Below are 14383 nucleotides of genomic sequence, written 5' to 3' on the forward strand. Positions count from 1 at the left end.
GCTCACCGCTTCCGGTGGCTGTCCGCTCCAGAGGTGCTCACCCGCCCGAGCGCCACCCGGACCGGTCGGTCCAGGTGGATCCAGTCACATCGGGTGACTGGTGGCCACGGGCTACTACATCGGCACCTTCCACTGATTTCTGAGCCGTCTTCGGAACCGGGTGCCGCAGTCGTCCTGGACGGCGGTACCTCGTTTCGGGGACGCGGTTCCCTAGGAGCGGGGCAGGGTGAAGGTCCCGACCAGGTCGTTCAGTTCGACCGCGGCGCGCGAGACCTCACCCGCCGTGGTGGCGGTGTGCGAGGCCCCCGACGTGGTCTGGTCGGAGGCGGCCGCGATCCCGGAGATGTTGCGGGAGATCTCCTGGGTGCCGGAGGACACCTCGGTGACGTTGCGGACCATCTCCGAGGTGGTGGCCGACTGCTCCTCCACCGCCGCCGCGATCGTGGACTGCAACCCGTCGATGCGGGCGATGACCTCGGTGATCTCGCTGATCGCCGCGGCCGCCGCGGCCGCGTCGGACTGGGTGGAACCCACCTTGGCCACGATCTCCTCCGTCGCCCGGGCCGTCTGCTGCGCGAGTTCCTTGACCTCGCCGGCGACGACGGCGAAACCCTTGCCCATCTCCCCCGCGCGAGCCGCTTCGATCGTCGCGTTCAGGGCCAGCAGGTTCGTCTGCTCGGCGATGGAGGTGATGAGCTTCACGACCTCCCCGATCTCGCGGGAGGAGGCGGAGAGGCGGTCCAGGGTGTCCCCGGCCGCCCCCGCCGCCGCGACCGCGGACGCCGCGGTCATGGAGGCTTCGGCGGTCGAGGTCGCGATCTCGCGGATGGCGGCGGACATCTCGTCCCCGGCGGCGGCGACGGTCCCGATGTTGGCCGAGATCTCCTCGGTGGCGGCGGAGACGACCTGGGCCTGGCTGGAGGACTCCTCGGCCCCGGAGGAGAGCTGGGTGGCGACGCTGGTGAGCTCCTCGCTGGAGGCGGCCAGCGTGGTGGCGTTGCCGGCGATGCGGCGCACGGTGTCGGTGAGACGGTCCATGGTCGCGTCGAGGGCGCTGGCGAGCTGACCGACCTCGTCGCGGGTGGTGATGCCGACGCGCTGGTCGAGGCGACCGGTGGCCAGGCCCTGCACCACGCTCAGGGTGGCGGCCAGGGGGCGGGCGATGCTGCGGGCCACGACGACGGCCACCACGACGGCCACCACGAGGGCGGCGGCGCCGATGGTCAGCAGGAGGGTGACGGCGCCGTGGTAGTCCGAGGAGCCCTTCGTGGCCATGTCCTTGGCGGCCTGCTTCTCCAGGCCGCTGACCTTGTCGAGCTGAGCGAACGCCTCCTTGGTGATGGGGGTGGTCGTGCTCGCGCGGTAGGTGATGAAGGAGGCGACGTCACCGGCCTTGGCGTAGGTGATCAGCTGCTGGCGCGCGTCCCGGTACTTGGCCACGAGGGCCTCGATCTGGGCCCGCTCGGTGGCGGGGGCAGCCGGCGAGGACGCCAGGTAGGCCTTCCACGCCTCGTCGTAGACGGCGTCGTCCGCGGTGAGCTGCTGCAACTGCTTGTCGACGTCGGCGGGGTTCTGGGCCAGGGCGGCGTTGGCGAGGTCCTGGCGCAGCGTCGCGTAGGAGAACTTGACCGTGGCGATGGTGTCGACCGAGGCGATGCCGCTGCTCGACATCGTGGCGAGGTTGGCCTGGGAGGTGCCTAGGCGGGAGATGCCGAGGGCGACCACGGCAGCGAGGAGGAGGCAGACGACGCCGAACCCGGCGAAGAGCTTGGGGGCGACTCTCAGGTCGCGCAGGTGGGTGAGCACTCTCACCCCATCGACGGTTTTGTAGAAACTCTTGACCTGTGGTGTAGAAGTCCGGCGACCCCGCTCGGGCGATCGTCGTCAGCTCACGACCGCGGGAGCTCACGACCCGCGGCACGAGGCGCCCGTGGGCTCGCGTCGGCGCGCAGGACGTCGATCAGCGCCGCTTCCGGTCGCGGCGGGCTGTAGAGGTAGCCCTGGACGGTGTCGCACCCGTAGCGACGCAGCAGGTCGGCCTGCTGGGGAGTCTCCACTCCCTCGGCGACCACGGTCAGGCCCAGCGCCGCGCCGATGCTCAGGACCGCGCGCACGACCGCGTCGCAGCTGGGGTCACGGCCCAGTCCGGCGACGAAGGTCAGGTCGACCTTCAGGACGTCGACCGGCAGTTCGGTCAGGCGCGCCAGGCTGGAGTACCCGGTCCCGAGGTCGTCGATGGCGATGCGCACCCCCTCGGCACGCAGGGCCTGCAGGTCCTTGAGCAGGGAGTGGGTGATCGTGGGCATGGTGGTCTCGGTGAGTTCCAGGACCAGGCGGTGGGCCGGCAGGCCGTGGCGGGTCAGCGCGTTGCGGACGTCGGAGCTGAAGGTGGCCGCTTCCAGCTGACGACCGGAGACGTTGACGTGCACCGCGGGTGCGGCGGGGCCCAGGAGCTCGTTCCAGGCGGCGGCCATCCGGCAGGACTCCTCCAGCACCCGCTGGCCCAGGGTCAGCATCAGCGGGCTGGCTTCGGCGACGTCGAGGAACTCCGCGGGGGAGAGCAGACCGCGGGTGGGGTGCCGCCAGCGCAGCAGGGTCTCCACCGCCACCGGGTAGCCGGTGGCGAGGTCGAGGACCGGCTGACCGTGCAGGACGAACTCGTCACGCTCCAGCCCGGAACGCAGCTGGGGCAGCAGACGAGCGGCCCGACTGCCGGCGGCCTCGGCGTCCTCGCGGTGGGTGTAGGCGCGGTTCTTGCCGGCGCGCTTGGCCTCGTACATGGCGGTGTCGGCGAGGGCCAGGGCCTGCTCCGCCGCGCTCCACGCCTCGTTGACGCTGCTGCCCGTCCCCGCGGTTCCGATGCGCGTTCCGGTGCCGGTGAGGGTGGCCAGGTGGGTGCCGATGCTGACCCCGACGGTGAAGGTGCCGGCGGTGACGGTGACCGGTTCGCGCAGGGAGGCCAGCAGCCGCTGGGCGACGACGTCCAGGTCGGCGACCTCGCTGATGTCGGCGCAGACGACGGCGAACTCGTCCCCGCCCAGGCGGGCGAGGGTGTCACCGGGACGCAGGCAGTCGGTGAAGCGCTCGGCGACGACGCGCAGGAGGTCGTCACCGGCGGCGTGCCCGGCGGAGTCGTTGACGGCCTTGAACCCGTCGAGGTCGCAGAAGAAGACACCGACCCCCATCCGGCGGCGCCCGGCCGCGGCCAGGGCGTGCTCGAGGCGGTCGTGCAGCAGGGTGCGGTTGGGCAACCCGGTCAGCCCGTCGTGCAGCGCCTGGTGGCGCAGCTCCTGCTCGGCGGCCTTGCGGGCGGTGACGTCCTCGATGAGACACAGCAGCTGCGGTTCGGCGTCGGCGGCTCGACCCGGGCCGTCGGTCGACTGGACGCTCATGGCGGTGGTGCTCATGGCGGTGGCGGTGAGCAGTCCCCAGCGGGTGCTCCCGTCGGCGTGGCGGTAGCGCTGTTCCACCTGCCCGTGGGTGAGCTCACCCAGGAGGAAGGGGGCGAAGCCCAGCAGGCTCTCCTCACGCTCCTCCGGGTGGACCAGGTCGTGGACATCGCGGGTCAGCAGCTGCGCGGCGCTCAGGCCGGTGAAGTCGCTCAGGGTGGCGTTGACCTGCAGGATGCGCCCGGCGTCGGTCTCGCCGAGGCCGACGATCACCATGCCGATGGGCGCGGTGTCGAACGCGAGCCGGAAGCGCTGCTCGGACTCCGCCAGACGCCGGCGGTCGGTGCGCTGAGCGGTGATGTCCTCGACGTGGGTGACGAAGTAGAGGGGCTCGTCGTCGATCCCGCGGATCAGGGAGATGTCCACCGCTCCCCACACCGTGGACCCGTCGGCGCGCACGTAGCGCTTCTCGAAGTGCGCGCTGGGGATGACGCCGTCGCGGACCTGCTGCAGCCACCGCCGGGAGACGGCCAGGTCCTCGGGGTGGGTGACGTCGGCGGAGGTCAGGTGCTGCAACTCCTTGGCGGAGTAGCCGAGCATCGTGCAGGCCGCGGGGTTGGCGCTGAGCAGGTAGCCCGCCTCCTCCCCGGTCAGAGCGGTGATCAGCACCCCGGTGGGGGCGTGGGTGAAGGCCAGGCTGAAGCGCTGCTCCGCCTCGCGCAGCGCCGCTTCCGCCCGACGGCGCTCGGAGACGTCGCGCGCGGCGACGGAGGCGCCGACGACCGTGCCGCCGGCGTCGAGCACGGGGGAGACGGTGATGGAGACGTCGAGGGTGTGGCCCTCGCGGTGGTGCCCGACCGCGTCGGCGGGGGCGGTGGAACCGACGCGCTGACCCGCGGCGACCTGAGCGAGCCAGCCCGCCAGCCGGGTCACGTCGGCGGGGGCGGCGATGGGGTGCAGGTCGCCGCCGATCACCTGCTCGGCGGTGTAGCCGTAGAGGGCTTCCGCGGCGGCGTTCCAGGACGTGATGCGCCCGCTCAGGTCCAGGGAGACGATCGCGTCGCGGGCGCCGGCGACGATCCCGGCCAGGGAACGGGTTTCCTGCTCCAGGCGGCGTCGTTCGGTCACGTCGCGCAGCGCGGCGTACATGCGGCGCTGACCTCCGACCTCGATCGGGGTCAGGGTGAGCTCCACGATCAGCGCAGCGCCGTCGCGGCGGTGGGCGGGCACCTCCACGCTGGCCCCCAGGGTCTGGGTCCCGGTGCGCAGGAAGCGCTCGAACCCGGCGTGGTGGGCCGCAGCCATCGCCGGCGGCAGGATCGTCTCCGCCAGGGTCCGCCCGAGGGCTTCGTGGGCCGGCCAGCCGAACAGGGTCTCCGCGGCGGCGTTCCAGGAGGTGATCCGCTGGTCCTCGTCCACGGCGAGAAAGGCGTCGCTGGTCGCGGCCAGGACCAGGCGCAGTTCGGCGTCGCGGGCGGCGAGGTGCTGGATCTGGGCGGCGTGCCGACGTGCGTCCACCGCCTGCTGACGTGCCTCCTCGGCGTAGCCCTCGGCGAGGCGGGCCTGGCGGCGGCGCTCGAAGAGAGCCACCACGACCTCCCCCAGCCCCGCCAACGCCTCCAGCTGCGCCGGGGTGAGTTCCCCGGGCTGGTCGTCGAAGACGCAGAGGGTGCCCAGGGGGTGGCCGGTGGGGGTGATCAGGGGGGCGGCGGCGTAGTGGCGGATCCAGGACAGGCGCCCGTCGACGTGGGGGTTGGCGCGGTAGCGCTCGTCGAGACGGGCGTCGGGCAGGTGCACGACCTCACCGGCCAGGAAGTGCTGCGCGCACATCGAGGCCTCGCGCGGGGCGTCGGCGGCCTCGAACCCGACCGTGGTGAGCTGGTGCTGGCGGTGGTCGTCGATGAGGTTGAGGGTGGCGTTGGGCAGCCCGGTCACCATCGCCGCGGCGCGCACGACGTGGTCGAGCTCGACGTCGGAGGGAGCGTCCAGGACGTCGTAGCCGAACAGTGCGGCCAGGCGCTGGGCCTCACCCGCGTGCCCGCCCGGTCGAGGCGGACCGGCCGGACTCGTCGGGGGCGTCACCGCGCCGGTATCGGCAGGAACGTGCCCCACCTTGAGGCCTGGTGCCGGCCCTCTCGCACCGGGGAGCAGGTCCCGGATCCGGTGCCGACGCCGGAACCACGGGTGCCCGTGTGCTCGGGGTCACCGGCCGTCGATCGAACGCCGCGGTTCCGGACGCCGTTCCGAACAGCATGAGAACCCTTCGCACAGCACTGTTCACCACGGGTGCCGCGATCGCTGTGCTGATCTCAGGGTGCAGCTCCACCGACGCACCGGCGGCTCAGCCGTCCTCCACCACCACGTCCTCGACGCCCACCGCCGACCAGCCGGACCGGGCCGACCGGGCGACGGAGGACACCGACCTGGCCGTCGTGAAGCAGATCTTCGCGACCGCCCCGCCCGGTCTGCAGCCCGGTCAGCAGGCCGTCATCGCCCGGACGGCCGCCGACGGCGACCTGGTGGCGGTCCACTGGCACGAGACCGCCGACCCGGCACAGTCCTGGACCGGGCGCGCGCACATCGACCTCTACCGTCTCGCCGGCGGGAAGGTCACCTCCCACTGGGCCCTGGCCCAGGACGTTCCCGCGGCCGGGGCCAGCGGCCACACCATGTTCGACGACGCCTACCCGGCGACGGGCGCGCCGCCCGGCGAGGAGGGCGAGGAGACGCAGCGCGCGTTCGTCGTCGGCGCCTACGACACGCTGTTCCGCGACCAGGACCCCAGCGTCCTCGACCGCTCCTTCGACCCGGGCTACCTCCAGCACAACCCGCTGGTGCCCGACGGGACCGCGTCTCTCCGGCAGTTCTTCGCCGGCGCCGCCTTCCCCCCGCAGGAATCGGCGGTGTCCCTCTCGGACGGCGATCTCGTCTGGACCTTCTCCCGGCCCGTGGGGTCGCCGAACCCGCAGGACATCGCCGCGGGTGACGTGTTCCGGGTCGCCGACGGGAAGATCGTCGAGCACTGGGACGTCGTGCCCACGGCCGCCGTCGCGCCGACGACCGACTGAGGCTGCGACACCGAGGCGGTAGCGGGCCGTCGTCAGCTGCGGCCGAGCACCTCCGCCGTCAGGACGTTCCCGCCGAGACCCCAGCCGCCGTCGGCGACCTCCTCGACGAGGACGAGGGTGGTCGCGCGGGCGCGTTCGCCGTACACGTCGGCGTAGGCGTCGGTGACGGCGTCGATGAGCTTCTTCTTCGACTCCGGGGTGAGGGTCTCGGCGGGGACCTTGAGGTTGGCGAAGGGCATGGTGTTCTCCTGGTTCTTCGTGGTGAGGGTCTTCAGAGGGGGATGTGGGGGGACGTCAGACGATCCCGCCGTTGGCGCGCACGACCTGGCCGTTCACCCACCGCCCCGGTCCGGCGAGGAAGGCCACGACCTCGGCGATGTCCGCCGGCTGCCCCAGGCGCTCCAACGGGGGTTGCGCGGCCATCCGCGCGACGGTGGCGTCGTCCTTGCCGTCGAGGAACAGTTCGGTCGCCGTCGGGCCGGGTGCGACCGCGTTGACGGTGATGTCCCGCCCGCGCAGTTCCCGCGCGAGGATCATGGTCATCCCCTCGACGGCGCTCTTGCTGGCGACGTAGGCGCCGTAGGTGGGCAGCTGCAGACCGACGACGGAGGTCGAGAGGCCGATGATCGCGCCCCCGTCGCGGACGCGGCGGGCGGCCTCGCGGGCGACGACGAAACTGCCCCGGACGTTGGTGCGGTGCAGGGCGTCGAGGTCGTCGAGGTCGAGGTCGGCGATGGTGGACAGCGACAACCGTCCGGCCGAGTTCACGACGACGTCGATCCCGCCGAACGTCTCCTGCGCGGTGTCGAACATCGCCGCGACGGCGTGCTCGTCGGCGACGTCGGCCTGGGCCGCGACGGCCTTCCCGCCGGCCGCGGTGATCTCCTCGACGACCTGGGCCGCGGCCCGCGCGGAACCCGCGTAGCCGACGACGACGGCCTGCCCGCGGGCGGCGAGGGTGGTGGCGATGCCGCGGCCGATGCCGCGGGATCCCCCGGTGACGATGGCCACGCGCTGGTCGGTCATCTCGACAACCTCCTCATAGCGTCGATACGCCTTGTACGTATCGTCGGTACGCCGACCGTAGCACGCGCACTGGAGCATCGCTACCCTTGTCGCATACCATCGATACATGAGCAGCGAAGCCCGCGCGGCGATCCTGGAGGCGGCCGAGCGCCTCCTCGTGGCCTCCGAGGACCACGACATCGCCACCCGTGCCGTGTGCGAGGCCGCGGGCGTGACCCAGCCGGTCCTCTACCGCCAGTTCGGCGACAAGAAGGGACTGCTGGACGCCCTCGCCGACACCGGTTTCGAGCGCTACGCGGCCCGCAAGGCGGAGCTCCCGGAATCGGCCGACCCGGTGGCCGACCTGCGCCTGGGGTGGGACGACCACATGGACTGGGCCTCGGCCAACCCGGCGCTCTACCAGTTGATGTTCGTCCCGCGTCCCCGCTCCCGGTCGGTCGCGCGCCGACGGGTCTTCGACCTCCTCACGAAGGCCCTCACCCGCGTCGCGGCCACCGGTGGGCTCCGCGCGGAACCGCGCGACGCCGCCCAGGTGGTCCTCTCGGCCAACGTGGGAGCCGCCCTGAACCGGATCGCCCAACCGGAACTGTTCGACGCGGAGCTCTCGCACCGGATGCGCGACACCGTGTTCGCGTCGTTGCTGGAGGAACCCGCGGCCGCCGGCGAGGGGGGCACCTCGGCCGCCGCCCGGCAACTGCGCGCCGCCCTCGAGGTCACGCCGACGGAGGCACTGGAACCCGAGGAGAGCGCCCTGCTGCGACGCTGGCTGGAACGTCTCGGCCGACGGTGACCGGGGGCGAGGTGACCTGGGAACGATCGCAGCGGCCCCTGTCGCGCACCACGCCGCCCGCGTAGGGTTCCGGCATGGAGTACCGACACCTCGGACGCACAGGGCTGCGCGTCTCGCCGCTGTGCCTCGGAACGATGAACTTCGGCCCACGCACGAGCGAGGCCGACAGTCACACCGTCATGGACGCCGCGCACGAGCACGGCATCAACTTCTTCGACAGCGCCAACGGCTACGGCAGCCACAAGGGAGAGACGGAGGAGATCGTCGGGCGCTGGTTCGCCCAGGGCGGCGGACGCCGCGAGAAGACCGTCCTCGCCACCAAGTTGTACGGCGACATGACCGACTGGCCCAACGACGGCAAGCTCTCCGCCTACAACATCCGCCAGGCCTGCGACGCCTCGCTGAAGCGGCTGCAGACCGACCACATCGACCTCTACCAGATGCACCACGTCGACCGCGCGACGCCGTGGGAGGAGATCTGGGAGGGCATGAGCGTCCTGCGCCAGCAGGGCAAGATCCTCTACGCGGGTTCCTCGAACTTCGCGGGCTGGCACCTCGCCGCCGCGCAGGCCAGCGCCGCCGAGCGCAAGGTCGTCGGCCTGGTCAGCGAGCAGTCGCTCTACAACCTCATGTCGCGCTGGGTGGAACTCGAGGTGCTGCCCGCCGCGGAGCACTACGGCCTCGGCGTCATCCCCTGGTCGCCGCTCGCCGGCGGCCTGCTGGGCGGGGTCCTCGCCAAGCAGGCGAAGGGCGACGAAGGCCGGGGCACCTCGAACACCGAGGGCATCGAGAAGAACCGCGCGACGCTCGAGGCGTACGAGGGGTTCTGCCGCGAACTGGGTGAGGACCCGGCGGACGTCGGGATCGCCTGGCTGTTGACGCGGCCCGCGGTGACCGCCCCCATCATCGGGCCCCGCACGGTCGAGCAACTCACGAAGTCCCTGCGCAGCATCGACCTCGTCCTCGACGAGAAGGCGCTCGCGCGCCTCGACGAGCTGTTCCCGGCGCCGTTCCCGAACGGCAGCAAGCCCGCGCCGGAGGCCTACGCCTGGTGAGGAACGGGACCGGCCGGGGGGGTCACTCCCCCGGCCGGTCCCGACCGGACCAGGAAGGGTCCGGGAGCCGGGAGAGCCCGGTCACGACGTCGTCGCGGGTCCCGGCCAGCGACACCCGGATCCACCCCTCACCCTGGGAACCGAACGCCGGCCCGGGCGCGACGGCCACCTTGTGCTCCACCAGGAACCGTTCGCACCAGGTCGAGACGTCGCCGCCGCTGGCGTGCGCGACCTCGATCCAGAGGTAGAACGCCCCCGCCGGACGCTGGAACCGGATCCCCTTGCGCGAGAGCAGGTCGCACGCGGCCTCGAGGTTCCCGCGGTAGTGCTCGCGGGCGTCGGCGACGACCTGCTGGTCCCCCTCCAGCGCCGCGAGCGCGGCGAACTGGGCGGGCGCGTTGACGCAGCTGACCGTCGCCTCCTGCGCGGTGCGCAGCAACGCGTCCCACTGCGGCGGCGCCACCAGCCAGCCCACCCGGGCCCCGGTGAGGGCGTAGGTCTTGGAGAACGAGAACACGCTGAGCACGCGTCCGTCGGTGTCCAGCGACGCGGTGCTGACGTGCGGGGTTCCGTAGGTGAACTGCTCGTACACCTCGTCGCTGATCACCCACAGGTCGTGCTCCGCGGCGACGTCGAGCAGCTGCCGCAGGACTTCCGCCTCGTAGACGGTGCCCAACGGGTTCGACGGGGAGTTCACCAGCAGCACCCGGGTGCGTGGGGTGATCGCCGCCCGCAACGACGCCAGGTCCGGGCGGAAACCCCGTGCGGGGTCGAGGCGGTAGGGCACCGGGACCGCGCCGACGTGGCGCGCCGTCATGGCGAAGTTCACGTACCCGGGGTCGGGGACCAGGACCTCCTCCCCCGCGTCCAGCGTCAGCGACATCGCCTGGTGCAGGGCCTGCATCCCGCCGGCCGTGACCCACACCTGGTCGGGCGTGACGTCGAGGTCGTTGTCCCGCTTCAGCTTCGCCGCGATCGCCGTTCGCAACGGGGCGACCCCGCCGTTGGGCGTGTAGTTCGTGACGTCCTGCTCCCACGCCCGGGCCCCGGCGGCGAGGACGTGCGGGGCGACGGGGAGGTCGGGTTCCCCGACGTTGAGGAAGACGACGTCGTCGATCCCCTGCGCCAGGTCGTAGATCCGGCGGATCGCGGAGGCGGGGATGCGGAGGGCGTGCGGGGCGACGGAGGGCACGCCCCGATGCTCCCACGCGGACTCCTCCCGGACGGGGCGGCGTCGCTCACCGGACCGGGGCCGGGGTCCCGGTGGTCCCGGCGGCGAGGACCTCGAGGTAGTGCGCGTTGTGCATCAACCCCAGGACGTTGCCGAACGGGTCCACGACGGAGGCCCCGGTGAAACCCTCCCCGAACTCGCGGGCGGGCTGGAACACCGTGGCCCCGAGCTCCAGGGTGCGGACGATCGCCGCGTCGAGGTCGTCGACCTGCCAGTAGAGGACGACGCCACCGGGCCGGTCGGTGGCCGGCACCCCGCCGAGCTGCCCGGCGAACTCCCCGTTGAGGATGCCCAGCTCGTGCTGGTAGTCGCCGATGCGGAACTCGGCGTACCAGGGCTGGTCGAAGTACGGCGCGACGCCCAGCAGTTCGGTGTACCAGCGCTTGGCACCCTCGAAGTCGTTCGCCAGCAGCGCCACGGTCGACATCCCTCGCAACATCGGGTCCTCCATCGGTTCGGGTGGTTCGTGGTCTCCACCCTGGCGCCTGAAGTGCTCACCTCCTGAGCACTTTCCAGGGCAGACTCCTGAGGTGCGCGCAGACCGGCTCGTGGCCGTCCTCCTGCTCCTGCAGTCGCGGGGGCGGGTGACGGCCGCGGAGGTGGCCGCCGAGCTCCGGACCTCGCTGGCCACCGCCCGCCGCGACCTCGAGGCGCTGTCCACCGCGGGGATCCCGGTCTACCCGCAGCCCGGGCGGGGTGGCGGTTGGTCGCTGGTCGGCGGCGCCCGCACCGACCTCTCGGGCCTCACCGGCGACGAGGCCCGCGCCCTCTTCCTCACCGTCGGACCGACCGCGACCGACCCGGCCGCAAAGGCGGCGCTGCGCAAGCTCGTCCGCGCGTTGCCCGCGACCTTCCGCGCCGCCGCCGAGGCCGCCGGTGAGGCGGTCGTCGTCGACCCGGCCCGCTGGGGAGCCGCCGAACGCACCCGCCCCGCCCTGGTGGAACGGTTGCAGCGGCACGTGGTCGCCCGCACCCGGGTCCGCCTCACCTACACGAACCGGCGCGGCACGAGCGAACGACTCCTCGAGCCGCTCGGCCTCGTCGACAAGGACGACGTCTGGTACCTGGTGGCCGACGGCGGGTCGGGTCGGCGGACGTTCCGGGTGGACCGGATCAGGGGTGTCGAGGCCACCGGGGAACGCTTCGAGCACCCCACCGACTTCGACCTCGCCCGCGAGTGGCAGCGCGTCGTCGACGAGGTCGAGCGGCGCCGGGCGCTGAGCGCCGCCACCGTCGTGGTGCCGAACCGGTTCCTCCCCGTGCTGCGCGAACAGTTCGGCCGGCACTGCACCGACGAGGAGGACCTGGGGGACGGACGCACCCGGTGCCGGCTCGCGGCACCCACCCCGCTGGACCTGGCCCGTCACCTCGCCGGCTGGGGATCCGGCCTCGACGTGGAGGGTCCGGGGTCGGTGCGCCGGGAGCTGGGGCGGATCGGGCGGGAGTTGTCCGAGCGCTACCGGCACGACGCCTGAGGGGAACCGCAGACCCCGGGTCAGCCGGGTGCGCGCACCGTCGGCGGATCAGTGAGGCGTGCGATCCGTCGGGCGCACCCGTCGCTCCCCGGCCCGGACGGCTACCGGGAGCCTGTTCTGCGGGGGCGGAACGGGGCAGGAGTACGCGTCCGAGAACGCACAGGGCGGTAGGAAGGCACGGTTGAGGTCGAGTTCGAAGGAGACCGGAACCGGGCCGGGGGTGACGTCGAGCACGAGGAAGCGCCCCGGCCGGTACGACTCCGTCCCGGTCGTGGCGTCGGCGAAGACGAGCACGGGGGTGGTCCCGTCCAGGAAGACGGTGAGTCGGTGCCGCATCCCGTCCAGGTCGAGGTCGACCGTGCCCGGAACGCGCTTCCGGTGACCGTCGTCGACGACGCGGGTGAAACCCCAGGGGACCTCGTCGACCGCGGGGGCGGGAGTGAAGACGGCAGGCAGCACCCAGCGCTCGTCGAAGTCCCAGCGCTCGATGCCACCGAAGGCCGCCAGGGCCGGCGCCGACTCGTCGTAGACGCGCAGTTCCACGTCCCGGCCGTCGAGCGAGAACGCCTCGAACCACCAGCGCTCCCGGTGGATCCGGCGCGCCTGCTGCCCGCTGCCGGCCAGCCGCACGGACGTCCCGTCGGCCGTCGTCCACACCAGCGCTCCGTCCCCCGCGTTCCGCACGGTGACACCGGGCGTCTGGTCCACCGGGACGGGTTCCGCACCTACCGGGAGGAACGTCACGAGGGCCAGGTTCCCCGGTACCCCGGTGACGTCGCGATCCCGCTCCTCGCACCAGTCCTGCCACGCGTCAGCTCCCACAGCGGTGAGTCTCCCGGCCCGCAGCGGAGGGGGCGAGACGTTGGGGCTGTGCACTTCGCCCAGGTGGAACCGCTCCGGTGTGCAGGGAGCCTACTGACAGTCGGGAGCACGCCCCCTAGCGTTCGGCGCACCCCGACCGCCGACCGAGGAGTTCACGATGGCCACTGCTTCCGCCGTCGACGACCACGCCCTGGGGCGTGTGCCCGACACCGCCCGGTACTCGTGGTGGTCCGTCGCCGTGCAGCGCTTCGGACAGATGTCGGCGCTGAGTCAGTTCCTGCTGGGCGCCACCCTGGGTTTCGGCATGACGTTCTGGAACGCGTTCCTGGCCTTCACCCTCGGCGCCGTGATCCTCGAGGTCGTCGCCGTCTTCGTGGGAATCATCGGGGCGCGCGAGGGGATGTCGACCTCGATGGTGGCGCGCTGGCTCGGTTTCGGCCGCGGTGGCTCCGCCCTCATCGGGCTCGCCATCGGCATCAGCCTGATCGGCTGGTTCGGCATCCAGTCCGCCGTCTCGGCCCAGGGTCTCGCCGCGACGTTGGGCGTCCTGCCGGCGTGGGGCTGGTCGCTGCTGTTCGGTCTCGTCGTCACCGCGATCTGCGTCGCCGGTTTCGACAAGATGGCCTGGACCGCCTACGTCACCGTCCCCCTGTTCCTGGTCCTCGTCGGCTGGGCGATCATCGGTGAACTCCTCAGCCACGACGTCGGCACCCTGATCTCGCAGGCCGCCCCCGGACCGCAGATCAGCGTCGCGGCGGGTACGACCATCGTCGCCGGCGGTTTCATCGTGGGTGCCGTCGTGACCCCCGACATGACGCGGTTCAACCGCAGCACCGCGGACGTCGTCAAGCAGACCCTCGTCGGTGTGACCCTGGGTGAGTACGTCATCGGGATGGCCGGGGTCCTGCTCGCCCACGCCGTCGGCAGCGACCAGATCACGACCATCCTGACGTCCTCCGTCGGCTGGGTCGGCGTCCTCATCGTCGTCCTCGGCACCGTGAAGATCAACGACTGGAACCTCTACTCCTCGGGTCTGGGCGTCGTGAACTTCATCGGGACGCTGACCGGGAGGCCCGTCAACCGCGCGCTCACCACGGCCGTCCTCGGGGTCGTCGGATCGCTGCTCGCGGCCGGCGGCATCCTCGGTCGCCTCACCGACTTCCTGACGATCCTCGGCGTCGTCTTCCCGCCCATCGCGGGGATCATGGTCGCGGAGTACTTCGTCGTGAAGCGCTGGCGGGGGGTCCTCGAGTCCTCCCGCGCCGACGGTGGTGCGGTGCCGTCCACGTCGCCGACCTGGGTCCCGGCCACCCTCGCCGTGTGGCTGGTCGCCTCGTTGGTCGGACACTTCGTCACCGTCGGCCTGGGCAGCGTGAACTCGCTCGTCGTCGGTTTCGTCCTCTACGTCGTCGCCGGGAAGACCGGGTTGCTGCGCGAGGTCGGCAGCAGCCGCACCACCGACGGCGAGTCGACCGCCGCCGTCGAGAACACCCACGCCACGGCCTGATCCGAAGATCCACCAGAGAG

General features: G+C 72.2%; 12 protein-coding genes. 5 read left to right on the forward strand and 7 right to left on the reverse strand.

What is annotated here, in order from left to right; genetic code table 11:
• Positions 1-210 precede the first annotated feature (210 nt).
• Together ACFQ46_RS21490 and ACFQ46_RS21495 are read right to left on the reverse strand one after the other, a co-directional pair.
• Positions 211-1812: a methyl-accepting chemotaxis protein gene (locus tag ACFQ46_RS21490; protein ID WP_380261899.1), complete on the reverse strand. Its 1602-nt coding sequence runs from the start codon at positions 1810-1812 to the stop codon at positions 211-213.
• Between the two features lie 77 nt (positions 1813-1889).
• Complete coding sequence (locus ACFQ46_RS21495; protein WP_380261901.1) at positions 1890-5471, reverse strand: PAS domain S-box protein; 3582 nt, start codon at positions 5469-5471, stop codon at positions 1890-1892.
• A gap of 218 nt (positions 5472-5689) precedes the next feature.
• On the opposite strand from ACFQ46_RS21495, the gene ACFQ46_RS21500 reads away from it, so the two are divergent.
• Entirely contained in the window at positions 5690-6457 is a 768-nt protein-coding gene (locus tag ACFQ46_RS21500) for a nuclear transport factor 2 family protein (RefSeq protein ID WP_380261903.1), read from the forward strand.
• Between the two features lie 32 nt (positions 6458-6489).
• Here the strand turns inward: ACFQ46_RS21500 and ACFQ46_RS21505 are convergent, their stop codons facing one another.
• Together ACFQ46_RS21505 and ACFQ46_RS21510 are read right to left on the reverse strand one after the other, a co-directional pair.
• Positions 6490-6696 (reverse strand): 4-oxalocrotonate tautomerase family protein, encoded by a 207-nt coding sequence (locus ACFQ46_RS21505; RefSeq protein WP_380261905.1) that lies wholly within the window; start codon positions 6694-6696, stop codon positions 6490-6492.
• Positions 6697-6751: 55 nt separating this feature from the next.
• Positions 6752-7483 carry an SDR family oxidoreductase gene (locus ACFQ46_RS21510; protein ID WP_380261907.1) on the reverse strand — a complete coding sequence of 244 codons (732 nt, stop codon included), beginning with the start codon at positions 7481-7483 and terminating at the stop codon, positions 6752-6754.
• Positions 7484-7589: 106 nt separating this feature from the next.
• Between ACFQ46_RS21510 and ACFQ46_RS21515 the strand changes: the two genes are divergently transcribed.
• Positions 7590-8273 carry a TetR/AcrR family transcriptional regulator gene (locus ACFQ46_RS21515; protein ID WP_380261909.1) on the forward strand — a complete coding sequence of 228 codons (684 nt, stop codon included), beginning with the start codon at positions 7590-7592 and terminating at the stop codon, positions 8271-8273.
• A gap of 74 nt (positions 8274-8347) precedes the next feature.
• Positions 8348-9328 (forward strand): aldo/keto reductase, encoded by a 981-nt coding sequence (locus ACFQ46_RS21520; protein WP_380261911.1) that lies wholly within the window; start codon positions 8348-8350, stop codon positions 9326-9328.
• A gap of 22 nt (positions 9329-9350) precedes the next feature.
• On the opposite strand, the gene ACFQ46_RS21525 is transcribed toward ACFQ46_RS21520, so the two are convergent.
• Both ACFQ46_RS21525 and ACFQ46_RS21530 read right to left on the reverse strand, forming a co-directional pair.
• The gene (locus ACFQ46_RS21525; RefSeq protein ID WP_380261913.1) at positions 9351-10520 is read right to left on the reverse strand and encodes a pyridoxal phosphate-dependent aminotransferase; all 1170 of its coding nucleotides are present in this window, start codon (positions 10518-10520) and stop codon (positions 9351-9353) included.
• A gap of 46 nt (positions 10521-10566) precedes the next feature.
• A complete protein-coding gene (locus ACFQ46_RS21530) occupies positions 10567-10998 on the reverse strand; it encodes a VOC family protein (RefSeq protein ID WP_380261915.1) in 432 nt (143 codons plus the stop codon).
• 91 nt (positions 10999-11089) lie between these two features.
• On the opposite strand from ACFQ46_RS21530, the gene ACFQ46_RS21535 reads away from it, so the two are divergent.
• Positions 11090-12034: a helix-turn-helix transcriptional regulator gene (locus tag ACFQ46_RS21535; protein WP_380261917.1), complete on the forward strand. Its 945-nt coding sequence runs from the start codon at positions 11090-11092 to the stop codon at positions 12032-12034.
• Positions 12035-12082: 48 nt separating this feature from the next.
• Here ACFQ46_RS21535 and ACFQ46_RS21540 read toward each other — a convergent pair whose 3' ends face one another.
• Positions 12083-12856 (reverse strand): DUF1684 domain-containing protein, encoded by a 774-nt coding sequence (locus ACFQ46_RS21540; RefSeq protein WP_380261919.1) that lies wholly within the window; start codon positions 12854-12856, stop codon positions 12083-12085.
• A gap of 157 nt (positions 12857-13013) precedes the next feature.
• On the opposite strand from ACFQ46_RS21540, the gene ACFQ46_RS21545 reads away from it, so the two are divergent.
• Complete coding sequence (locus tag ACFQ46_RS21545; protein WP_380261921.1) at positions 13014-14363, forward strand: purine-cytosine permease family protein; 1350 nt, start codon at positions 13014-13016, stop codon at positions 14361-14363.
• Positions 14364-14383: the final 20 nt, after the last annotated feature.

Source organism: Kineococcus sp. GCM10028916 (genome assembly GCF_042674865.1).
GTDB lineage: Bacteria > Actinomycetota > Actinomycetes > Actinomycetales > Kineococcaceae > Kineococcus.